The 20,479-nt window shown below is 70.7% G+C and carries 18 protein-coding genes and 1 pseudogene; 8 read left to right on the top strand and 11 right to left on the bottom strand.

What is annotated here, in order from left to right; translation table 11 throughout:
• The first annotated feature begins 129 nt into the window (after positions 1-129).
• On the top strand, positions 130-1,770 hold the full coding sequence (locus ACHMXE_RS33035) for a long-chain-fatty-acid--CoA ligase (protein WP_395348229.1): 1,641 nt from the start codon (positions 130-132) through the stop codon (positions 1,768-1,770).
• Positions 1,771-1,964: 194 nt separating this feature from the next.
• On the opposite strand, the gene ACHMXE_RS33030 is transcribed toward ACHMXE_RS33035, so the two are convergent.
• From ACHMXE_RS33030 to ACHMXE_RS33020, 3 genes are all read right to left on the bottom strand, one after another.
• Positions 1,965-3,233: an acyl-CoA thioesterase/bile acid-CoA:amino acid N-acyltransferase family protein gene (locus tag ACHMXE_RS33030; protein WP_395348228.1), complete on the bottom strand. Its 1,269-nt coding sequence runs from the start codon at positions 3,231-3,233 to the stop codon at positions 1,965-1,967.
• Between the two features lie 35 nt (positions 3,234-3,268).
• Positions 3,269-4,048: an APH(3')-II family aminoglycoside O-phosphotransferase gene (locus ACHMXE_RS33025; protein ID WP_395348227.1), complete on the bottom strand. Its 780-nt coding sequence runs from the start codon at positions 4,046-4,048 to the stop codon at positions 3,269-3,271.
• A 103-nt stretch (positions 4,049-4,151) separates the two neighbouring features.
• Entirely contained in the window at positions 4,152-4,421 is a 270-nt protein-coding gene (locus ACHMXE_RS33020; RefSeq protein ID WP_395348226.1) for a hypothetical protein, read from the bottom strand.
• Between the two features lie 221 nt (positions 4,422-4,642).
• Here ACHMXE_RS33020 and ACHMXE_RS33015 point away from each other — a divergent pair, with 221 nt between their 5' ends.
• Positions 4,643-4,912: a hypothetical protein gene (locus ACHMXE_RS33015; protein WP_203205128.1), complete on the top strand. Its 270-nt coding sequence runs from the start codon at positions 4,643-4,645 to the stop codon at positions 4,910-4,912.
• Between the two features lie 10 nt (positions 4,913-4,922).
• Here ACHMXE_RS33015 and ctaD read toward each other — a convergent pair whose 3' ends face one another.
• Positions 4,923-7,448: a cytochrome c oxidase subunit I gene (gene ctaD, locus ACHMXE_RS33010; protein ID WP_395348225.1), complete on the bottom strand. Its 2,526-nt coding sequence runs from the start codon at positions 7,446-7,448 to the stop codon at positions 4,923-4,925.
• A gap of 8 nt (positions 7,449-7,456) precedes the next feature.
• Positions 7,457-8,245: a c-type cytochrome gene (locus ACHMXE_RS33005; protein WP_395348223.1), complete on the bottom strand. Its 789-nt coding sequence runs from the start codon at positions 8,243-8,245 to the stop codon at positions 7,457-7,459.
• 205 nt (positions 8,246-8,450) lie between these two features.
• On the opposite strand from ACHMXE_RS33005, the gene ACHMXE_RS33000 reads away from it, so the two are divergent.
• The 4 genes from ACHMXE_RS33000 to ACHMXE_RS32985 all read left to right on the top strand — a co-directional run bounded on the left by ACHMXE_RS33000 (position 8,451) and on the right by ACHMXE_RS32985 (position 11,287).
• Positions 8,451-8,747: a hypothetical protein gene (locus ACHMXE_RS33000; RefSeq protein ID WP_395348222.1), complete on the top strand. Its 297-nt coding sequence runs from the start codon at positions 8,451-8,453 to the stop codon at positions 8,745-8,747.
• A gap of 195 nt (positions 8,748-8,942) precedes the next feature.
• Positions 8,943-9,818 (top strand): c-type cytochrome, encoded by an 876-nt coding sequence (locus ACHMXE_RS32995; RefSeq protein WP_395348221.1) that lies wholly within the window; start codon positions 8,943-8,945, stop codon positions 9,816-9,818.
• A 113-nt stretch (positions 9,819-9,931) separates the two neighbouring features.
• Entirely contained in the window at positions 9,932-10,165 is a 234-nt protein-coding gene (locus ACHMXE_RS32990) for a hypothetical protein (RefSeq protein ID WP_203205132.1), read from the top strand.
• 102 nt (positions 10,166-10,267) lie between these two features.
• Positions 10,268-11,287 (top strand): lysylphosphatidylglycerol synthase domain-containing protein, encoded by a 1,020-nt coding sequence (locus ACHMXE_RS32985; protein WP_395348220.1) that lies wholly within the window; start codon positions 10,268-10,270, stop codon positions 11,285-11,287.
• On the opposite strand, the gene ACHMXE_RS32980 is transcribed toward ACHMXE_RS32985, so the two are convergent.
• Positions 11,280-11,822 carry a DUF421 domain-containing protein gene (locus ACHMXE_RS32980; RefSeq protein WP_395348219.1) on the bottom strand — a complete coding sequence of 181 codons (543 nt, stop codon included), beginning with the start codon at positions 11,820-11,822 and terminating at the stop codon, positions 11,280-11,282. The genes ACHMXE_RS32985 and ACHMXE_RS32980 overlap by 8 nt on opposite strands.
• Positions 11,823-12,104: 282 nt before the next feature.
• On the opposite strand from ACHMXE_RS32980, the gene ACHMXE_RS32975 reads away from it, so the two are divergent.
• Together ACHMXE_RS32975 and ligD are read left to right on the top strand one after the other, a co-directional pair.
• Positions 12,105-12,674 (top strand): DUF4142 domain-containing protein, encoded by a 570-nt coding sequence (locus ACHMXE_RS32975; protein ID WP_395348217.1) that lies wholly within the window; start codon positions 12,105-12,107, stop codon positions 12,672-12,674.
• Positions 12,675-12,687: 13 nt separating this feature from the next.
• A complete protein-coding gene (gene ligD, locus ACHMXE_RS32970) occupies positions 12,688-15,246 on the top strand; it encodes a DNA ligase D (RefSeq protein ID WP_395348215.1) in 2,559 nt (852 codons plus the stop codon).
• Between the two features lie 19 nt (positions 15,247-15,265).
• Here ligD and ACHMXE_RS32965 read toward each other — a convergent pair whose 3' ends face one another.
• The 5 genes and pseudogenes from ACHMXE_RS32965 to ACHMXE_RS32945 form a co-directional block, all read right to left on the bottom strand.
• Positions 15,266-16,486, bottom strand: coding sequence for a porin (locus ACHMXE_RS32965; RefSeq protein ID WP_395348214.1), 1,221 nt, complete (start codon positions 16,484-16,486; stop codon positions 15,266-15,268).
• A gap of 11 nt (positions 16,487-16,497) precedes the next feature.
• Complete coding sequence (locus tag ACHMXE_RS32960; RefSeq protein WP_261210401.1) at positions 16,498-17,469, bottom strand: quinone oxidoreductase; 972 nt, start codon at positions 17,467-17,469, stop codon at positions 16,498-16,500.
• A 31-nt stretch (positions 17,470-17,500) separates the two neighbouring features.
• A pseudogene (locus tag ACHMXE_RS32955) lies at positions 17,501-18,473 on the bottom strand (Bug family tripartite tricarboxylate transporter substrate binding protein).
• Between the two features lie 22 nt (positions 18,474-18,495).
• Entirely contained in the window at positions 18,496-19,554 is a 1,059-nt protein-coding gene (locus tag ACHMXE_RS32950; protein ID WP_395348213.1) for a 3-keto-5-aminohexanoate cleavage protein, read from the bottom strand.
• A gap of 43 nt (positions 19,555-19,597) precedes the next feature.
• A complete protein-coding gene (locus tag ACHMXE_RS32945) occupies positions 19,598-20,446 on the bottom strand; it encodes a TauD/TfdA dioxygenase family protein (RefSeq protein ID WP_395348212.1) in 849 nt (282 codons plus the stop codon).
• Positions 20,447-20,479: the final 33 nt, after the last annotated feature.

Raw genomic sequence — 20,479 nt, 5'->3', positions numbered from 1 at the left:
GGCATCCGGTGGTTGCGCATCATCACGCAGATTCCGTCCCCACGGTGCGCCCTCAATCGTCCGTTCCGACGATGCCGCCCCGGCGCGCTGCTGCCACGATGCGGCGGCCCCAGCACAGGAGACGCCCCCATGTTCGGATTGATGCAGGACCGCCCGCTCTTGATCTCGTCGCTGATCGAGCATGCCGCCACCTTCCACCCGCGCACCGAGATCGTGGTGCGCAGCGTCGAAGGGCCGATCGTGCGCACCGACTACGACGCGCTGCACCGCCGCGCGAAGCAGGTGGCCCACGCGATGGCGCAGCTGGGCATCGCGAGCGGCGACCGCGTGGGCACGCTGGCCTGGAACACGCACCGGCACCTGGCGCTGTACTTCGGCGTCTCGGGCGCGGGCGCGGTGCTGCACACCGTCAACCCGCGGCTCTTTCCCGAGCAGATCGACTACATCGTGAATCACGCCGAAGACCAGGTGCTGTTCTTCGACATCGGTTTCGCGCCGCTGGTCGAGAAGCTCGCGCCGGGCCTGCGCTCGGTGCGCACCTTCATCGCGATGACCGACCGCGCCCACATGCCGGCCATCGACGTGCCGAACCTGCTGTGCTTCGACGAGCTGATCGATGCGCAGAGCGAGGACTACGACTGGCCCCAGTTCGACGAGCGCACCGCTTCGTCGCTGTGCTACACCTCGGGCACCACGGGCAATCCCAAGGGCGTGCTCTATTCGCACCGCTCGACCGTGCTGCACTCGCTGATGGAGTGCACGCCAGACACCTTCGGCGTGAACTCGGGCATGACCTTGCTGCTCGCGGTGCCGATGTTCCATGCCAATGCCTGGGGCATGCCGTACGCGGCGGCGATGGCCGGCGTCAAGCTGGTGATGCCCGGCCCGCACCTCGACGCGCAGAACCTCTACGAGCTGATGCGCGACGAGAAGGTCAGCATCTCGCAGGCCGTGCCCACCGTGTGGCTGATGCTGTTCCAGTACTTCGATGCCCATCCCGAACTCGATCCGCGCGCGCTGGGCTTGAAGCGCATCGGCCTCGGTGGTGCCGCCACGCCGCGCAGCATGATCGAGCGCTTCGAGCGCGACTTCGGCGCCGACTTCGTGCAGGGCTGGGGCATGACCGAGACCAGTCCGATCGGCGTGATCGGCAACCTGCTGCCCAAGCACGCGGCCTTGAGCGAGGACGAGAAGATCGGCATCAAGATGAAGCAGGGCCGCGGCGTCTGGGGCGTGGCGCTCAAGATCGTCGGCGAGGACGGCCGGCGCCTGCCGCACGACGGCAAGGCCTTCGGCCACCTGCATGTGCGCGGCCCCTGGATCGCGAGCGGCTACTTCCGCGGCGAGGGCGGCGGCGTGCTCGATGCCGAGGGCTTCTTCCCGACCGGCGACGTGGCCACCATCGATGCCGACGGCTATGTGCAGCTGGTCGACCGCGCGAAGGACGTGATCAAGTCGGGCGGCGAATGGATCTCGTCGATCGACCTCGAGAACGCGGCCAGCGCCCATCCGGCGGTGGCCGAGGCCGCGGTCATCGGCATCCCGCATCCGAAGTGGACCGAGCGGCCGCTGCTCATCGTGGTGAAGCGCCCCGGCAGCGAAGTGACCGCTTCGCAGCTGCGCGATTTCCTCGCGCAGCGCGTTGTCAAGTGGTGGCTGCCCGAGGATGTGGTCTTCGTCGACAGCCTGCCGCATACGGCCACCGGAAAGCTGCTCAAGACCCGCCTGCGGGAAATGTTCAAGGGATATGTCGCGACCAAGTCGGTTTGATGACTTGTTCGATTTTTCTGTGGACAACTCTGTGGGTTGTGCGGGGAGCGGATTCGCGAAGCGAGCATTGGCGGGGCTTCCCGCCACATTGCCTGTTGAATAGGCAGGGGCTTGCGAGGGGGGCAAAAAGAGGGCGAGGCCCCGGCTTCGCGTGCAAAAAATCGTGGTAAGGCGGCGGAGATCCGGGGGCGGTTTCAGCGCTGCAGTGCATCGCGCAAAAAAGCGAGCATGCGTGGCCACGATGCACTGCGTGCCCGCGCATTGCCCTCGGGCGTGCCGCCCATGTCCATCGTTTCGCCGGATATCGCATGGGTCGAGCGCGTCATGGTGGTCGGCGCGTTCGGCCAGGCGATCGAATGGCCGGCGCGCGGATAGCTCAGGTGCTCGGCGCGGTGCGGGAATCTTTTTTCGAGCAGCCGCTGCAGCGCGAAGTCGGCGAGGTCGGTCGACGGCCACAGGCCATCGGCCTCGCCCGAGATCAGCAGCACCGGGCCGTTGATGTTCTCGACCCGTATCGAGGTCTGCTCCAGCAGCGCTCGATCGCGCAGCGGGATCAGGTACCAGTCGAAGCTGTCTTCTCGCGCGAGACCCCTGGCGACGGCCTCGTCCCACTGCGCATGCGTGAGCGTCGAGGCGAAGGCGATCTCCTGGCCGCCGAGCGTCCACGCGCCATGGCCGCTCGCGGGATAGGCGGGCCACACGATGCCGCTGGGCACATAGCCGATCACGCAGCCGATGGCGGGAAAGTGCGCGCCGAGCAGCAGCGCGAGTTCGCCACCGCGCGACACGCCCACGGTGCCGATGCGATCGGCCATCACGCCGGGCTGTTCGGCCAGCCATTCGAGCGCCGTGCCGAAGTACTCGAGCGGTATGCGGTCGAGCGTGGGTGGCAGGCCCTCGGCCGCGAAGTAGGCGAGCGCGAGCGCCGCGAAGCCGTGCGAGGCGAGCAGCGCGGCCATCTCCTGCGACCACGCCAGGCCGCCGTTCGATCCGCCGAGCACGAGCACGGCCGGATGCGGGCCCGTGCCCGCGGGTTCGAACAGCTTGCCGACGAGGCCGCGTTCCCCGACCTCGCGTTGCCGCACGCCGTCGCCGACATACACGCGGCGGATCGAGGCCGCGGTCGACGCCTCGTCGTTGCCGCGCACCGCGCGCAGCGTGGCGGTCAGCGGATCGTCGCTCAGGCCCGCGATGCCGCCGACGCGTTCGGGCGGCACCGGCGCGCGCGACCAGAACAGGCCCATCGCGTCGACGCCGTGGTAGCTGCCCGCGACCGGCGACTGGCGCGTGGCATCGACCGTGCCGCTGGCATCGGCCACGAAGAAGGCCTCGGACTGCAGCACCTCGCGGCCGAAGCGGCTGCACAGTTGGAGCGCGACGCGCTCGCCGGGTGCGAGACCGCGCAGGCGGATCTCCAGCGACTGATCGACGAGGCACTGCGACGGCAGGGAATCGAATTTCATGCCCGCATTGTCCCCGCGCCACCTTCGGCGCACCTTCAGAAGAACTCGTCGAGCAGGCAGTAGAACGCGATGCGCTCGGCATCCGGCGCGATGCCGTAGCGTTCGAAGAAGGGCGCGGTCCAGGCCTCGCCGAGGTTGAAGCCGATGCTGCGCGCGGCCAGCGCGAGGTCCTGCCAGCGGTCGGCCACGCCGACGCGGCCGCAATCGATGAAGCCCGTGAAGCCCTCGGCCGTTGCCATCAGGTTCGGCAGGCAGGCGTCGCCATGGGTCACGACGAGGTCCTCGTTCGCGGGCCGTGTCGCGCGCAGTCGCTCGAACAGGTCGATCGCGGTCCAGCCCGCGCGCTCGTCGTCGAAATCGCTCTCGTCGACCTGGCCGGCCACGGCGCGCGCGTGCGCGTCCTCGATCCGGTGCGCCAGGCGATGGTCGAAGGGGCAGGTGGCGACCGGCACCCGGTGCAGCAGGCGCAGCGCATCGGCCAGGCGCGCGACGATCTCGGCCGGGCCGAACGGGCCCGACGCGAGATCGCGGCCTGGCACTTCGCGCATCAGCAGCCAGTGGCGATCGTGTTCGAGTGCGTGGTCGACGACCGCGGGCGCGGGCAGGTCATGGCGCGCGAGCCATTCGAGCCGTGCGATCTCGCCCGGCAGTTCGGCAAAGGGGCCGGCGGGCTCGGACTTGAGGAACAGGACCTCGGCGTTGGCGGCTTCGATGCGGAACACATCGGCGCCCGATTCGCCGATCGTCTGGCGCTGCCAGCGGGCGTCGGCCAGGCGGGCGTGCCAAGCATGAGGAACAGGGGGAAGGGGATTCAAGCGCAAAGGACTCCAGGCGTGGCGCGAATGGCGCGGCACGCATCGTCGTCGCTCGCGCCCGGCTTTTCAAGCAAGCCACCACCGGCCCCCAGGCCGTTGCGCGCTAGTCCTTCTTCGACGCGTCGGCGGCGTCTTCTTCTTCCGCGTGGCCCAGCACGATCTGGCCTTCGGTGACGAAGCGGTCGAACTCGATGCGCGGGATCGCGGCGGTCAGCGGATTGCCGTCCTCGCTCCAGGTCAGCACCACGCTGTCGTCGGCGACCAGCGCCTGGCAGACGCCTTCGGGAATGCGGATCTGCGGGCCATCGCCCGCGCGGAACTCGACCACGCCGGCGATGCGGGCGTCGAGGCGTGAAGTGGCGGTGGTGTTCATGTCGTGGAGGTTCTCGGTTGGGAAGACCGGAGCCTCGACGAAGGGCTGGCGGGCCGGCGTGGGACGACATCGCCGGTGCGCGCAGGAGTGGCGTGGCGAGGTCTTTGGTGTTGTAGGCGCATTCCTTCAAGGGGATGCGAAATCGTCCTCGCAAAGGCGACGGCACGGCGCGCTCTAGTCGGCGCGACGAAACAAGATGCAACCCGCTGGAGACAAGAGAGATGAACTTCGAAGGAATCTATTGCTTCGACACCGCCACGGTGCGCTTCGCGTTCTACCCGCACGGTCCGCAGGGCCAGCGCGTGCTGGCGGAGATCACGGAAGACGCGCTGCACGATGAATTCGGCGTGCGCGAGGGTGGTCCCCAGTTGCTCGAGGCCTGCCGCGCCTACTTCGACGCGATCGAGGCCAAGGCCCGCGAGCGCTATCGCGACGAGCCGCACTGCCTGATCTCGCTGACCTCGGAAGACTTCGTCCGCATTCCCCGCTGAGGCGGGTTCCTCAGGCCGCGATCAGCGGCATCCATTGCATCGCCGCCGCGCCGATCGCGGTCTGCGCGCTGACGCAATGCCACAGCGGCTGCGTGTTGTCGATCGTCGCGCGCGCATCGGTGCGCATCCGTCCGCGCCACGAGCGCGCGAGCACATAAGCCCCCATCAGCAGCAGCACCGCGAGGTGGAAGCCCTGGTAGCCCAGCAGCATCGCCACGCTCGCGCTCCAGGCCTGCGCGCGCGGATCGAGGCCGGAGCCCGCATGGCTCCAGAGGTCGACGCCATAGCCCGCGGCCGCGCAGGCCATCGCGAGCGCGACCAGCCAGCGCAGGCCGCGCTGCCGCGCCGCATCGTCATGGCGCAGGCCGCGCGCCGCGAACACCAGCGCGAGCGAGCCCGCGAGCATCAGCAGCACGGCCGCGGCGGGCCAGCGCAGCGCCGGCAGCGCGGCACCGGGCGGCGGGCAGACCTCGGCCGCCATCGACACATGCACGTGCGCCCACAGCAGCGAGGCGAAGATGCTCATGTCGACCGCGACCAGCACCACCATGCCCCACCATGAATGCGAGGCCCGGCCGATCGCGCCGACCGGCAGCCGTCGGCCGTGCCCCACGTCGGCCATGGGCACGGGCGGCGGGCGGTCCGACCCCCAGAGCCAGAACACGATGGCCGCCACCGCGAGCACGCCGCACAGCCCCGCGAGCAGCACCTGCTCGACCGTCAGCAGCAGGAAGAAGCCGGCCGTGCCCGCGGCCGCCACCAGCGGCGACCAGCCGTCGCTGGGCAGGCGCAGCAGGTGCAGCGGCCGCGCATCGCGCGGGCTCGTGACCAGCGTCTCGCGGCCGCCGAAGACCGTGCCCGGCAGCCAGTGGCGGCCTTCCTCGACCTCGCGCGCCAGCGTGGGACGGCGCCACAGCGGATAGCGCGAGGCGATCTCGGGAATGCTGCGCACCGCGTACTCGCGCGCGGGCAGCCATTCGAGCGTGCCGGCGTTCCAGGGGTTGCCGTGTTCGCGCTCGGGCTTGCGCAGCGTGCGCGCCACGTCGACGACGAACAGCAGCACGCCCGCGGCGAACACGAAGGCGCCGATGGTCGACAGCAGGTTGAGCCCGTTCCAGCCGAGGTCGCCCGGGTAGGTGTAGATGCGCCGCGGCATGCCCATCAGCCCCGCGATGTGCATCGGAAAGAAGGCGAGGTTGAAGCCGCCGAACATCAGGCCGAAGACCCAGCGCCCGCAGCGTTCCGAAAGCCGGTGGCCGTTGAACAGCGGCGCCCAGTGGTAGAGGCCCGCGAACACCGGGAACACCATGCCGCCGATCAGCACGTAGTGCAGGTGCGCGACGATGAAGTAGCTGTCGTGCGCCTGCCAGTCGAAGGGCAGTACCGCCACCATCACGCCGGTGAGCCCGCCCAGCACGAAGATGAAGTGGAAGCCCAGCAGGAACAGGGTGGGCGCATCGAGCCGGATGCGGCCGCTCCAGAAGGTGGCGATCCACGAGAACACCTGCAGGCCGCTGGGCAGCGCCACCGCGAAGCTCGCGGCCGACACCAGCCGCAGCGACCAGGTGCCCAGGCCGGCGGTGAACATGTGGTGCACCCACAGCAGGAAGCTCAGGGCGCCCACGGCCATCAGCGCGATCACCACCGCGCGGTGGCCCACCAGCGGCGTGCCCGCGAGCGTGGCGGCCATCATCGAGACCAGGCCCGCGGCGGGCAGGAAGATGATGTAGACCTCGGGGTGGCCGAAGAACCAGAACAGGTGCTGCCACAGCACGGGATCGCCGCCGCGCGCCGCGATGAAGAAGGGCCAGTCGAAGGCGCGCTCCATCTCGAGCAGCAGCGTGGCCGCGATCACGGCCGGGAACGCGAACACGATCATCAGCGCGCTGACCAGCATCGCCCACGCGAAGATCGGCATGCGCGCGAGCGTCATGCCCGGTGCGCGCGTGAACAGGATGCCGATGATCAGCTCGATCGCGCCCGCGATCGCCGAGATCTCGATGAAGCCGATGCCCAGCAGCCACCAGTCGGCGCCGCGCCCCGGCGAGAACTCCTTGCCCGTGAGCGGCGGGTACATGAACCAGCCGCCGTCGGGCGCCTCGCCGAAGAACAGCGTGCCGAAGAACACCAGGCCGCCGATCGCATAGGCCCAGAACGCATAGGCCGACAGGCGTGGAAAGGGCAGGTCGCGCGCGCCCAGCATGCCCGGCAGCAGGTAGACCGCGATCGCCTCGACGATCGGCACCGCGAACAGGAACATCATCACCGTGCCGTGCATGGTGAAGAGCTGGTTGTAGGTCCTGGGGTCGACCAGGTCGTTGTCGGGCACGGCGAGCTGCGCGCGCATCACCAGCGCGAGCACGCCGGCGAGCACGAAGAACAGCATCGCGGTCGCGATGTAGAACACGCCGATCTGCGTGTTGTTGACGGCCGAGAGCCGGCGCCAGCCCGAGGGCGGGCGCCAAGCGCGCTCGAGGGCGTCGCGCCCGGCATCGGGTTGCGGCGCGTTGGCGGCAGGGTCCAGGGGCGTGTTCATGGCGGTGCTCATTGCAGCTGCGCGAGCCAGCGCGCGATCGATTGCAGCGTGGCATCGTCGAGCCGTTCGTGCGAGGAGGGCATGCGCGCGCCGGGCTTGGCCTCTTGCGTGTGCGCGACCCAGGCCGCGAGCTGGTCGGGCGTGTTGGGCACGGTGCCGGCGCCGAGGTAGAGCCGGCTGCCGACATGCGTGAGGTCGGGGCCGAGCCGGCTCTCCTCGCTCACGCCGCGCACCGTGTGGCAGGCGTTGCAGCGGTTCGCGAGGAAGGCGTCGCGCCCGCGCGCCAGATCGCGTGCGAGGGTGGCGCTCGCGGGCCGCGCCTGCGCCGCGAGCCAGGCCTCGAAGGCCGCGGGTTCCTCGGCCACCACGTGCAGCGCCATGCGCGCATGCTGCTCGCCGCAGTATTCGGCGCACTGGCCGCGCCAGGCGCCGGGCCGGTCGGCCTGCAGCAGCAGGTGCTGCACGCGGCCCGGCAGCATGTCCATCTTGCCGCCGAGCGCGGGCACCCAGAAGCTGTGGATCACGTCGGCGCTCGTGAGACCGAAGTACACCGGCCGGCCCGCGGGAATGCGCACCTCGTTCGCGGTGCGGATCTCGGCGCCGCTGGCCGGATCGCGGTAGCGCACCTCCCACCACCACATGTGGCCCGTGATGCCGATCACCAGCGCATCGGCCGGCGGCACCGGGCGCCACGCGGGGCGGTGGCGCTCGCCGTAGAAGAACAGCGCCACCAGCACCACGGCCGGGAACGCGAGGCCGCCGCCGTAGAGCCACCAGCGCGCCTGCGCGCGCGGCATCGCGCGCGGGCGCGTGCCGGCGCGCGCGCCGCACGGCGAGCGCGAGCAGCGCCATTACGAGCAAGAAGATCGCGGCGGCGCCGCCGATCAGCACCCAGCTGACCTCGAGCAGCATGTCGGCCACCGGTCCCGCGGCATCGAAGGCCGAAGGCGAGGGCGGCGCGGTGGTGGGCCGGCTGATTCGAGCGCCAGCAGGTAGGCCGCCATGTCGCGCGCATCGCGCGGCGACACGCCCATCGACGGCATCGTGGTGCCCGGCACCAGCGCGGCCGGTGCCTCGATCCAGCGCGCCAGTGTCGGGCCGGTTCGGCAGATGGCCCGCGATGTAGCTGCGGCGACCGAAGGCATCGAGCGGCGGCGCGAGGCTGGCGCGCGCCGCCGGCACCTTCGGGATCGCATGGCAGCTGCCGCACTGGTATTGCGCGAGCAGTTCGCGTCCGCGCGCCAGTTGAGCCGCGGGCGCATCGCCGTACGGAAGCGGCGCGGGCCCGAACGCGGGTAAGCCCCGGCCCGAAAGCTCGCAGCCGCCCGCGAGCCCGACCGCCGCCACCGAGAGCGCGGCCAGCGCGGCGCGGCCGCGGCGTGCGCGGGGCGGCGGGCGAGCGTGCGGCGCGAGGGGCATGGCCGATTCTTGCGGGGCCGGGACGCGGTTTGCGCCGACAGGGCGGCCCGCACCCGCGTCGGACAATGCCGCCACATGAATGCGCCCAAGACCGTCGCGCTGACCCTGGCCGCGCTGGCCGGCGGCGCCGCGATCGGCGCGGCGGTGATGGTGTGGGGCGGCGTCTACGACGTGGCTTCGAACGTGCAGCACACGCAGCCGGTGTATTCGCTGCTCGAGACCGCGATGCGCCAGTCGGTGCGCTGGCGCGCGCGCGGCATCGAGGCGCCGCCGCTGGGCGATGCGCGGCAGCTCCAGCAGGGCGCCGCCTGCTATCGCGCGCGCTGCGTGCAATGCCACGGCGCGCCGGGCGTGGCGCAGGACGACATCGGCAAGAGCATGCAGCCGCTGCCCGGCCCGCTGGTCGATGCGCGCCAGCGCTGGAGCGCGCGCGAGCTCTACTGGCTCACGCGCAACGGCATCAAGATGAGCGGCATGCCGGCGTGGGAATACCGGCTCTCGGACCAGGAGCTGTGGGCCGTGGTGGCCTTCGTCGAGCGGCTGCCCGAGATGACGCCGCAGGCCTATGCGCAGGCCACGGCCTTCGAGCCGGTTCCCGGCACGCCGCGCAGCGGGGTGACTGGCACCGCGATCGGCTGCAACGCGCTGGCCGCGCAGCCCGCCACGCGGCCCGGCGATGCATTGCGCGGCCGCACCGCGCTGACGCAGTACGCCTGCAACGCCTGCCATGCGATCCCCGGCGTGACCAGCTCGCATCCCCACGTCGGCACGCCGCTGGCCGGCATCGGCGGGCGCGGCCTGATCGCGGGCCGGCTCGCCAACACGCCCGAGAACACGGTGCGCTGGCTGCGCCACACGCGCGAGGTCGATCCGCTTACGGCCATGCCCGAGATGGGCGTGACCGAGCAGGACGCGCGCGACATCGCGGCTTACCTGGGCACGCTCGACTGAAGCGCGGGAGCGCTCCCGGCGACGGGCCAGGCCGGGCCTTGTCCTACGCCCGCGCGCCGGCGGCTTTCCAGAATGGGTCCGACCATCCGATCCCTTCCGGAAGGAGAACCCCCATGACATCGAAGACCGCCGCCAAAGACCCCAAGGACACCAGCAAGGCTTTTCCGTTCCCCACCGCCGAGTCGCACGGCAAGCCCGCGCCCGAGCACGACAAGCCCACGCACGAGGCACCGAGCGAGGACGCACTCGACAGCGGCGTGGAGGAATCCTTTCCCGCCAGCGACCCGGTGTCGGTGACCGTCACAAAGGTCAAGCTGCCGCCGGGCAAGGCCAAGGCCGATTCCTGATCGGCCCGGCGCGCAGTTCCCGCGGCATGGCCCCCGGACTACGCGCACAAGCGCTCGCGGCGACTGTCGCTCGCGCTGGCCGGTTCCGATGATCGGCCCACGATGCCACAGACCGCCGCCACAGCCACACTCTCTGCCGAGGCGGACCACACCGACGCCGCCTCCGTTCCCCAAAGTCTCTGGCGCCGCTGCAAGCGCTGGGCGTTGCCGGTGCTGGGCATCGTGGTGCTGGGCCTCTTGCTCTCGCACGCCCACAAGGTCGACTGGGCCGGTGCGTGGCAGGCGTTGCAGCGCTATCCGGCGTGGCTGCTGCTCGGCGTGCTCGCGCTCTCGACCGCCAGCCATGCGCTCTATGGCTGCTTCGACCTACTCGGCCGGCTGCACACGCGGCACAAGCTCGCGGCCTGGCGCACCTGGGCCATCGCGGTCACGAGCTATGCCTTCAATCTGAACCTCGGCTCGCTGGTGGGCGGCGTCGCGATGCGCGCACGGCTCTATGCGCGCGCCGGGCTCGACGAGGCCACGGTGGCGCAGATCGTCGGCCTCAGCCTCGCGACCAACTGGCTGGGCTACGGCCTGCTGGCCGGCGGCCTGTTCGCCGCGGGCGCGATCGACCCGCCGCGCCAGGCGCACCTGGGCGTGGTGGCCTTCCGTGCCATCGGCGTGCTGATGATCGCGCTCGCGATCGGCTACGTGATCGCCTGCGGCCTGACGCGCGGCAAGCGCTGGACCCTGCGCGGGCGCAGCGTGCAGCTGCCCTCGGCGCGGCTCGCGCTGCTGCAGATCTCGCTGTCGGCCTGCAACTGGGCGCTGATGGGCGCGGCGATGTACCTGCTGCTCGGGCAGAAGGTGCCGTACGCGACCACGCTGTCGGTGCTGATGGCGGCCTCGATCGTGGGCGTGTTCACGCCCATCCCGGCCGGGCTCGGCGTGCTCGAGGCGGTGTACCTCGCGCTGCTGTCGGGCAGCGTGCGGCAGGGCACGCTGATGGGCGCGGTGCTGGCCTATCGCGCGCTCTACTACCTGCTGCCGCTGGGCGGTGGGGTGCTGATGTATCTGCTGCTCGAGCGCCACGCGTCGACGCATCCGGATACCGCCGCGGCCGATGCCGCCGCTACTTGACGGCCTCGCTGCCGGTCCGCGGCGGCGGCTGCCGAGGCTTGTCCTGCTTGTCGTCGGCATAGGTCGAGACGCTGAGCTGGCCATCGCTCTCGATGCGCGCGACGCGCACCTTCGCGATGTCCTCCACGCCCTGTTCGCGCAGCTTGGCCCCGAGCTCCTCGAGCGTGATCATCTGCCGGCGCAGCGCGCGGTGGACAGGCCGGCCATGCTTCACGATCACCTCGGCCGGCGGATCGAGGAAGCGCGACACCGCCTTCACGTGGTAGCCGAGCCAGTCGAGTCCGAAGTTCCAGGCGATCAGCGTGCTCAGCAGCACGAAGCCGTCGCCCAGGGTCTTGTAGTCGCCCTGCATGCCGTTGCTCGCCGCGTCGGCCACCAGCACGACGAACAGCAGGTCGGCCACGCCGAGCGAGCCGACGTCGCGTCGCAACACGAAGCGGAACACGACCAGCAGGAACCAGTAGACGGCGCTGCCGCGCAGCACCATTTCCCACAGGGGCAGTTCGGGCGTGAGGAGGGCGGCGAGTTCGGACATGCGGGCACTGTGGGCAAGGTGCGCGCGCGCGGGGCGTCGGCGGGACGCGCGATCGCTTGCAGGCGGCGACGAAAAGGCTTCGGCTTGTGCGAGCAAGGGGTCGCTTCCTACGCCGTGGACCGCAGCGCGGGCGCAGCGTGGCCGCAGGCGGCCGTCGCTGGCCCGTGGTGCCTTGGCGATGCCCGCGTTCTCCCGTTGCAGATTGCGAGGTCCGGCATGCATTGCGTTTCGACTCCCAGCCACTCCCTCCGAGCGCGTACCCGCGCGATCGCCTGCGCCCTCGTGCTCGGTGGCGCGGCCGTCGCCGTCCCCACGGCCTTCGCGGCCGAACCCGCGGTGCGGCTCGCCCAGGCCGCGCAGGCGCCCGCGAACCCCGCGCCCGTCGGCGCCTTGAGCGCACCCGACCGCAGCCTGATGACGCTGGCCGCGGGCGCCGGTCTCTACGAGGTCGAGGTCTCGAAGCTCGCCGCCGCCAAGGCCGTGAGCTCCGAAGTGAAGGACTACGCGCTGATGCTGGCGAAGCACCACGGCGAATCGAACAAGGCGCTGCGCCAGCTGGCCGCGCGCAAGTCGGTGCCGCTGGTGGCCGAGATCCCGGCCGACAAGAAGGCGCGCATCGAGGCGCTGCAGGGCCTGTCGGGCGAGGGCTTCGACCGGGCCTATGTGGACCGTGTCGGCATCCAGGACCACGAGGCCGACATCCGCCTGTTCGAGAACATGGCGCGCGACGCCAGCGATCCCGACCTGCGTGCCTTCGCCGAGAAGACGCTGCCGGTGCTCAGGACGCACCTGGACGCCGCGAAGACGATGGCGAGCAATCGGCGCCCGGCGCAGACGCCGGCGTCGCAGTGACACCCGTCCCCGCATGGCGCGCACCGCCGCACTGAAGCGCTACAAGGAAAAGCGCAATTTCGCCATCACGCCCGAGCCCGCCGAGGGCGGCGAGTCGCTGCCCGGCGCATTGCAGTTCGTGGTGCAGAAGCACTGGGCGCGCAGCCTGCACTACGACTTCCGCATCGAGATCGACGGCACCATGAAGAGCTGGGCCGTGCCCAAGGGCCCGAGTTACGACCCGCACGACAAGCGCATGGCGATGCATGTGGAAGACCATCCGGTGTCGTACAACGCCTTCGAGGGCGAGATTCCCGCGAAGCAGTACGGCGCGGGCAAGGTGATCGTCTGGGACAAGGGTTTCTGGGTGCCGCTGGGCAATGTGCGCAAGGACTATCGCGCGGGCCACATCAAGTTCGAGCTGCATGGCCACAAACTGCGCGGGCGCTGGGCGCTGGTGCGCATGAAGGCGCGCAAGGAGGGCAGCGGCGATCCGTGGCTCTTGATCAAGGAGCGCGACGAGTTCGCGCGCGAGGCCGCGGACTTCAGCGTGGTCGACCAGTTCCCCGACAGCGTGGCCGCGCTCGCGATGCCGCAGGCGAGCACGGTGTCGAAGCCCGTCGCGAAGAAGGCGGCGCGAACACGCACCGGGTGGCCCGAAGAAGCCGTCGAGGCCGAGCCGCCAGCCAGGCTCGCGCCGTTGCTCGCCACGCTGGTCGACGGGCCACCGCCGATTCCAGGCGACTGGCTCTACGAGATCAAGTTCGACGGCTACCGGCTGCTCGCGCGCATCGAGGGCAAGCAGGTGCGCCTGTTCACGCGCAACGGCCACGACTGGAGCGATCGCATGCCGCACCTGGTGCGCGCGATCCAGCGCATGAAGCTGAAGCCGGGCTGGCTCGATGGCGAGATCGTGGTGCTCGACGAGGCCGGTCGCACCGACTTCCAGGCGCTGCAGAGCGCCTTCGACAGCACGCGCACCCAGGACATCGTCTACTTCCTGTTCGACCTGCCGTACTACGGCGGCCACGACCTGCGCGCCGTGCCGCTGGTCGAGCGGCGCGCGCTGCTCGAGCGGCTGCTCGCCGATCCGCCGCCCGAGATCCGCTTCAGCGCGGTGTTCGACGCACCTCCCGAGGACATCGTGGCCTCGGCCTGCCGCATCGGGCTCGAGGGCGTGATCGGCAAGCGGCGCGACAGCGCCTACCGCTCGCGCCGTTCGCCCGACTGGATCAAGCTCAAGTGCGCGCGCAGGCAGGAGTTCGTGGTCGTCGGCTACACCGACCCGCAGGGTTCGCGCACGGGCTTCGGCTCGCTGCTGCTCGGCGTGCACGACGACGACGGCGAGTTGGTGTTCTCGGGCGGCGTGGGCACGGGCTTCAACGAACGCATGCTGGGCGAGATCTTCGCGCGGCTCCAGCCGCTCGCGGTCGACAAGAGTCCGTTCAAGCAGCGCATCGAGAACGAGCGCCGCGCGCACTGGGTCAAGCCGGTGCTGGTGGCCGAGGTCGCGTTCTCGGAATGGACGCAGGATGGCCATGTGCGCCACCCGGTGTTCCATGCGCTGCGCAGCGACAAGCCCGCGAAGCAGATCGTGCGCGAGGCGCCGGTGGCCGCGCGCGCGGCGGACCGGGCGCCGGCGAAGACCCGGGCGAAGACCCCGACGAAAGGCCCGGCCGCCACCTTGCCCGCGAACTTCAAGGTCTCGCATGCCGACCGCGTGGTCGATGCCTCGACCGGCATCACCAAGGTCGAGGTGGTGCGCTTCTACGGCCTGGTCGCGCCGCTGATGATGGAGCATTTGCGCGGCCGGCCGGTGTCGCTGGTGCGCGCGCCGCGCGGCATCGGCGGGCAGCTGTTCTTCCAGAAGCATCTCGAGGACGGCAGCATCGAGGGCATCCGCCAGCTCGACCCCGCGCTGTGGCCCGCGCATCCCGCGCTGATCGAGGTGGCGGCCGCGCTCGGCCTGCCGGGCGCGGCGCAGATGAACGTGATCGAGCTGCACACCTTGAACGCCGTCAAGTCCGCGATCGACAAGCCCGACCGGATGACCTTCGACCTCGACCCCGGCGAAGGCGTCGACTGGCCCGCGATGCTGCAGGCCGTGGAGCTGATGCGCGTGATCCTGGTCGAGCTCGGGCTCGTGCCCTTCTGCAAGACCAGCGGCGGCAAGGGCCTGCACGTGGTGGTGCCGCTGCGCCGCGTGCACGGCTGGGACGCGGTGAAGGATTTCTCGCAGGCCATCGTGCGCCACATGGCGCGCACCCTGCCGCAACTCTTCGTGGCGAAGAGCGGGCCCTCGAACCGCGTGGGCCGCATCTTCATCGACTACCTGCGCAACGGCTTCGGCGCGACCACGGTCAGCGCCTGGTCGGTGCGCGCGCGGCCGGGCATGGGCGTGTCGGTGCCGGTGGCATGGGACGAGGTGCCCGATCTGCGCGGCGGCGCGCACTGGACCTTGCGCGACATCCACACGCGGCTCGATCGCGGCAATGCGCCGTGGGAGGGCTATGCGAAGGGGGCGCGCAGTCCGAATGCGGCGATGAAGATGCTCGGCTTCGACGCGAAGAAGGCCGGCGGCCGCGGGCGCTGACCAGGGGCCCCCGGCGCGGTCAGAAGGCGTGCCGGATGCCGACGTCGTAGCCGGTCGCGCCGCGCGGCTCCATGCCGCCCTTGGTGACGTAGGCCGCCTGCGGAAAGATCGCCGGCAGGCTCAACACCAGCGGGGTGACACCCATCACGCCCGGATTGTTGTGGCCGTCGCGGATGCCGATGCGCGCCACCGTCGCATAAAGCGCGGTGCGCCGGGACAGGTTGTGCACGTAGCCCAGGGCCAGCTTGTCGACCGAGGCGTTGCCGGCGGGCATGCCGTTGCTGAAGTTCACGCGCGCGAACGAGGCGCGCACGAGGCCCGGGCCCACCGGCATGTTCAGGCCGGCGACGAAGCCGTCGTAGCGGTCGGTGACCCGGCTGCCGAACGGACCGGCGTCGTCGCGCGTATTCCGCACGCGGGACCATTCTCCGAACAGCTTCACCGCGCCGAAGTCGTAGGAGCCGCCGAGGTTCAGGCTCCTGATCTTCTCGCCGCCGGGCGCGGCGCTCATGAGCGTGCTCTCGCCGTAGCCCAGCGCCACGTCGGCCGGACCGCCGGTCCATCCCACGCGCGCGCCGGCATAGCGGCCGCGCCCGGACGGGCTGTCGCTCGCGTCGCTCGCCTTCACGTTCTCGTGCAAGGCGTACTGCACCTGGCCGTAGAAGCCGCCGAGCCCCGGCGGCAGGAAGTAGCTGAGGGCGTTGCTGGTGCGCAGGTAGCTGTCGGTGCCGGCGGAGAGCGCGCCGTTGAGCAGGCCGCCGGTGGCCAGCGCCCGCGAGGCGGCGAGGTTGCTGTTGACCACGGCGATCAGGTTGGTGCCGACGCCGTTGACGCCGAAGGGATCGAACACGCCGTCGTTCCAGAACGAGGCGGTGTAGTCGCGGCCCAGGCGCAGTTCGCCGAACGGTCCCGAGAGGCTCAGGGTGGAGCGGCGGCCGAAGTTGCCGATGCCGCCGCCGTTGTCGTTGGCCAGCGGTGCCTCGAGCCAGAAGCCGGCCGCGAGGCCGCCGCCCAGGTCCTCGGTGCCGCGAAAGCCCAGCCGGCTGGACGCGTAGCCCGAGGGCGAGAGCGCGGTCTGGCTCTGCCTGACCTGGCGCGGCGCCGCGAGGCCCCAGGACCGGCTGCGGGTGCTGTAGTGGCTGATGCCGGCGTCGACGACGCCGAACACGGTGAGGGCGGATTGCGCGGCGGCACCGCCCGTGGCGGCCAGCAGCGACAGGGCCAGCGTGGTGGTCTTCATGGCGGGCCTCCTCAGGGGACCAGCACGGTCGATCCGGCCGTCTGGCGCGACTCGAGCGCGCGATGGGCCTGCGCCGCATCGGCGAGCGCGAAGCTGCGTTGCGGCTCGCTGACGATGCGCCCGGCCAGCACGTGGTCGAACAGCTCGCGCGCCATCTCGAGCATGTGGGCGCGCGGCTGGATGTAGTGCGCCATCGCCGGCCGCGTCATCCACAGCGAACCCTTGGCCGCGAGCAGCTGCGAGTCGATCACCACCGAGCCCGAGGAGGTGCCGTTGCTGACCAGCGTGCCGCGCGGCTGCAGGCAGTCCAGCGAATCCATCAGCGTGTCCTTGCCCACCGAGTCGTAGACCACCGGCACGCCGCGGCCGCCGGTGATCTCGCGCACGCGCTCGACGGTGTTCTCGCGCGCGGTCACGATGACGTGGGCGCAGCCGGCGGCCCGGGCGAGCGCCGCCTTCTCGTCGGTGCCGACGGTGCCGATCATCGTGACGCCCAGCGCGCGCGCCCACTGGCAGGCGATCAGGCCGACGCCGCCGGCGGCCGCGTGGTAGAGGATGGTCTCGCCGGCCTGCAGCGGACGGACCTGGCGGAACAGGTACTGCGCCGTCATGCCCTTCATCATCAGCGTGGCGGCGGTGCGATCGGGGAGGCCTTCGGGCAGCGGGATCAGCACCGCGGCGGGCATCACGCGGACCTGCGAGTAGGCGCCCTGCGGACCCGTGAGGTAGCCCACGCGGTCCCCGGCCTTGACCTCCGTCACGCCGGGACCGACGGCCTCCACCACGCCGACCGCGTCCGAGCCCAGTCCGTCGGGCAGCGCCAGCGGATAGCGGCCGGTGCGGAAGTAGATGTCGATGAAGTTGACCGCGATGAAGCTGTGGCGCACGCGCGCCTGGCCGGGACCGGGGTCCGCGACCTCGACGTTCTCGAGCCGCAGGACTTCGGGACCGCCGGTCTCGTGGAAGCGGATGGCTTGGGGCATGGCGATGTCTCCTCGTTGTTCTGGATGGTCTTCAGTTCAGGCGGATGTCGTAGCGCTTGACGATGCCGGCGTTGCGGGTGAACTCGTCGCGCAGCTCGTCGCGGGCCTGCACTGGCGTGCGGTCGGCCATCGGTTCGAAACCGGCGTTGGCCACGCTCGCGCGCACCGCCGGGTTGGCCGCGACCTTGCGCAGCACCGCGTGGATCTTCTCGACCAGCGGCGCCGGCATCTGCGAGGACGCGATCACGCCGGTCCAGTTGGCGAAGTCGAGCGCCGGGTAGCCCAGCTCGGCGAAGGTGGGCACGGCGGGAAATTCGGGCAGCCGGGCCTGGGGTCGCGACCGCCAGCAGCCGCACCCGGTTGGCGGCGATCAGCGGCCGGGCCGTGACCGAGCCGTCGAACATCAGCGGCACCTGGCCGCCCATGACCTGCGCCAGCGCGGGCGCGGAACCGGGATAGGGCACATGCTGCATGTCGAGCCCGGCCGCCTGGTTGAGGATGGCGCCCGCGTACTGCGAGGCCGTGCCGGCGCTGTAGGAGGCATAGGAGACCTGGCCCGGATGGGCCCTCACGTAGGCGATCGCCTCCTTCGCGTCCCTGGCCGGGAACTGCGGCGAGGCGATCAGCAGCAGCGAGGAGCGCGCCATCAGCGCGACCGGCTGCACGTCCTTGAGCGGATCGAAGCCGCCCTTGAGCACGTGCGGCACCTCGGTGAGCACGTTGCTCGCGGTCATCATCAGCGTCTGGCCGTCGGCCGGCTGGGACAGCAGGTACTTCACGGCGATCGCCCCGCCGGCGCCCGGCCTGTTCTCGACCACCACCGGCTGGCCGATGTCGCGCGAGAGCTGGTCGCCGACGATGCGCGCGAGCACGTCGATGGTGCCGCCGGGCGGCGCGGGGACGATCATCTTCACTGGCTTGTCGGTGTAGGCGTGGGTCCAGGGCGAGCCCAGCGCCGACGCGGCGGCGACGAGCAGGGCGGCGAGATGCATGAGGCGCGGCATGGCTGCTCCGGTGCGTGAAGCTTCAGGCTGCCTTGCGCAGGAAGCCCTGCTGGCCGCCGTTGCGGTTGGGCGCGAAGCCGTTGGCCCGCAGCGTCTCGTCCACCGTGTCGTGGAACACGCCGATCTGCGAGATCTCGCGCGCCTGTTGCGCGGTGGCGATCGGGCGGCCGAATTCGCGCGCGATGCGCACCAGCTGCTCGACCTGCGCGGCGGTGCCGATCTTGGCGGTGCGCGACTGGTTCCAGAGGTTGTCCTCGGTGCCGCAGCGCACGTGCAGGCCCATGGCGATGCCCATCATGTTGACCGGCAGCACGTTGAGCACCGAGCTCTCCACCGTGAGCACCGCGCCGTCGGGCACCGCGCGCACGAAGTTGGCGAGGTTGTAGATGTTCGGCGCGTCCATGCCGCCGCCGATCGCGACCCAGTTGAGCACCAGCGGGCCCTTGTAGACGCCGCGGCGCATCAGCCGCTCGACCGACTCGAAGCTGTTGATGTTGTAGCACTGGAAGGCGCTCTGGATGCCCGCGGCCGTCAGGCGGCGGATGTGCTCCTCGGCCCAGCCCGGTTGCGCCGGCACCGTCATCTCCTTGTAGGCATTGAACACGACCGGGTCCTCCATCGAGGTGCCGCGGATGTCGCGCAGGTCGAACTGCTCGAGGATGTTCATCTGCGAGGTGTTGACCGTCACCGTGACCTGGTCCGGCCTGGGGTCGAGCTCGGCCAGCATGTGGCGCGTGTCGTCCGACAGCCACTTGGCGGCCGCGCCCTCGCTCTCGGGCGCGAACGAGATCGAGCCACCGACCTGGATGATCATCTCGGGCACGCGGGCCCGCACGCCGGCGATCAGCTCGTTGAACTTGGACAGGCGCTTGGAGCCCTTGCCGTCGAGTTCGCGCACATGCAGGTGCAGCACGGTGGCGCCGGCTTCGTAGCAGTCCACGGCCTTCTGGACCTGCTCCTCCATCGTCACGGCGATCTCGCCGGGGAAGTCCGAGGGCAGCCAGGACGGCGCGTAGGGGGCGGCGGTGATGATCAGCGGCTGCTGGTTTTCGGGGAACAGGTGACCGTCGAGGAAGTTCATCGGGGGCTCCGGGGATGCGGGTGGTTCGAAGGGGAGGGGAGGCTCAGGCGGTCGGCGTGCCGACGATGCCGGCGCGTTCCATCTTGCGGTGGCAGGGCGGGTAGTCCATCACCGCGTAGTGCTGCGTGGCGCGGTTGTCCCAGATCGCCACGCTGTCGGGCTGCCAGCGCCAGCGCACCTGGTACTCGGGGATGGCGGCCTGGTTGAGCAGGTACTGCAGCAGCGCCGACGCGCCCTGCGTGAAGTCCTGGCCGTAGCGCACGTTGGCGGGCGTGTGGAAGTTGGTGAAGTGCGTCGTGAAGCCGTTGACGTACAGCACCCGCTCGCCGGTCTCGGGATGGATGCGCACCACCGGGTGCTCCGCATCCGGATAGCGGGCCTTGAGCGCGAGGCGCTGTGCGATCGGCATCGCCGCGCCGAAGGTGCACTCGATGCTGTGGCGGGCGCGCAGCGGCGCGATCAGTTCCTTCACCTGCTCGGGCAGGCGCTCGTAGGCCAGCGCCATGTTGGCCCACATCGTGTCGCCGCCGACGGGCGGGCACTCGACGCAGCGCAGCACGCAGCCCATCGGCGGTGCCTCGCGCCAACTGGCGTCGGAGTGCCAGCTGTTCTCGTAGCGGTCGTTGGGCGCGTCCGGCGTCTTGTAGATGCGCACCAGCCCCGGGTGCTCCGGGTCGCTGCCGGCGACCGGGTGGTCCTCGAGGTCGCCGAAGCGCCGCGCGAAGGCCACGTGCTCGGCCCGGCTGATCTTCTGGTCGCGCAGGAACAGCACCTTGTGCCGCAGCAGCAGCGCCCGGATCTCCTCGAACAGGCCGTCGTCCCGGGCCGCATCGGCCAGGCTGACGCCGCTGAGCTGGGCGCCGATGGCGCAGGTCATCGCTTCGATGCGCATGTCTTGTCTCCGTTCTTTTTGGCGGTCCGACCG

Origin of the sequence: Variovorax sp. UC122_21, assembly GCF_044056785.1 — a bacterium.
GTDB lineage: Bacteria > Pseudomonadota > Gammaproteobacteria > Burkholderiales > Burkholderiaceae_C > Variovorax.
The sequence above is the reverse complement of the archived record's forward strand: the minus strand, read 5'-3'. Positions and strand labels throughout refer to the sequence as shown.

Bases quoted from the DNA above. Each gene is read 5' to 3' on its own strand.
- ACHMXE_RS33035 (WP_395348229.1), top strand. From the start codon at position 130: ATGTTCGGATTGATGCAGGACCGCCCGCTCTTGATCTCGTCGCTGATC.
- ACHMXE_RS33030 (WP_395348228.1), bottom strand. From the start codon at position 3,233: ATGAAATTCGATTCCCTGCCGTCGCAGTGCCTCGTCGATCAGTCGCTG.
- ACHMXE_RS33020 (WP_395348226.1), bottom strand. From the start codon at position 4,421: ATGAACACCACCGCCACTTCACGCCTCGACGCCCGCATCGCCGGCGTG.
- ACHMXE_RS33015 (WP_203205128.1), top strand. From the start codon at position 4,643: ATGAACTTCGAAGGAATCTATTGCTTCGACACCGCCACGGTGCGCTTC.
- ctaD (WP_395348225.1), bottom strand. From the start codon at position 7,448: ATGAACACGCCCCTGGACCCTGCCGCCAACGCGCCGCAACCCGATGCC.
- ACHMXE_RS33005 (WP_395348223.1), bottom strand. From the start codon at position 8,245: ATGCCGCGCGCGCAGGCGCGCTGGTGGCTCTACGGCGGCGGCCTCGCG.
- ACHMXE_RS33000 (WP_395348222.1), top strand. From the start codon at position 8,451: ATGTCGCGCGCATCGCGCGGCGACACGCCCATCGACGGCATCGTGGTG.
- ACHMXE_RS32995 (WP_395348221.1), top strand. From the start codon at position 8,943: ATGAATGCGCCCAAGACCGTCGCGCTGACCCTGGCCGCGCTGGCCGGC.
- ACHMXE_RS32990 (WP_203205132.1), top strand. From the start codon at position 9,932: ATGACATCGAAGACCGCCGCCAAAGACCCCAAGGACACCAGCAAGGCT.
- ACHMXE_RS32985 (WP_395348220.1), top strand. From the start codon at position 10,268: ATGCCACAGACCGCCGCCACAGCCACACTCTCTGCCGAGGCGGACCAC.
- ACHMXE_RS32980 (WP_395348219.1), bottom strand. From the start codon at position 11,822: ATGTCCGAACTCGCCGCCCTCCTCACGCCCGAACTGCCCCTGTGGGAA.
- ligD (WP_395348215.1), top strand. From the start codon at position 12,688: ATGGCGCGCACCGCCGCACTGAAGCGCTACAAGGAAAAGCGCAATTTC.
- ACHMXE_RS32965 (WP_395348214.1), bottom strand. From the start codon at position 16,486: ATGAAGACCACCACGCTGGCCCTGTCGCTGCTGGCCGCCACGGGCGGT.
- ACHMXE_RS32960 (WP_261210401.1), bottom strand. From the start codon at position 17,469: ATGCCCCAAGCCATCCGCTTCCACGAGACCGGCGGTCCCGAAGTCCTG.
- ACHMXE_RS32950 (WP_395348213.1), bottom strand. From the start codon at position 19,554: ATGAACTTCCTCGACGGTCACCTGTTCCCCGAAAACCAGCAGCCGCTG.
- ACHMXE_RS32945 (WP_395348212.1), bottom strand. From the start codon at position 20,446: ATGCGCATCGAAGCGATGACCTGCGCCATCGGCGCCCAGCTCAGCGGC.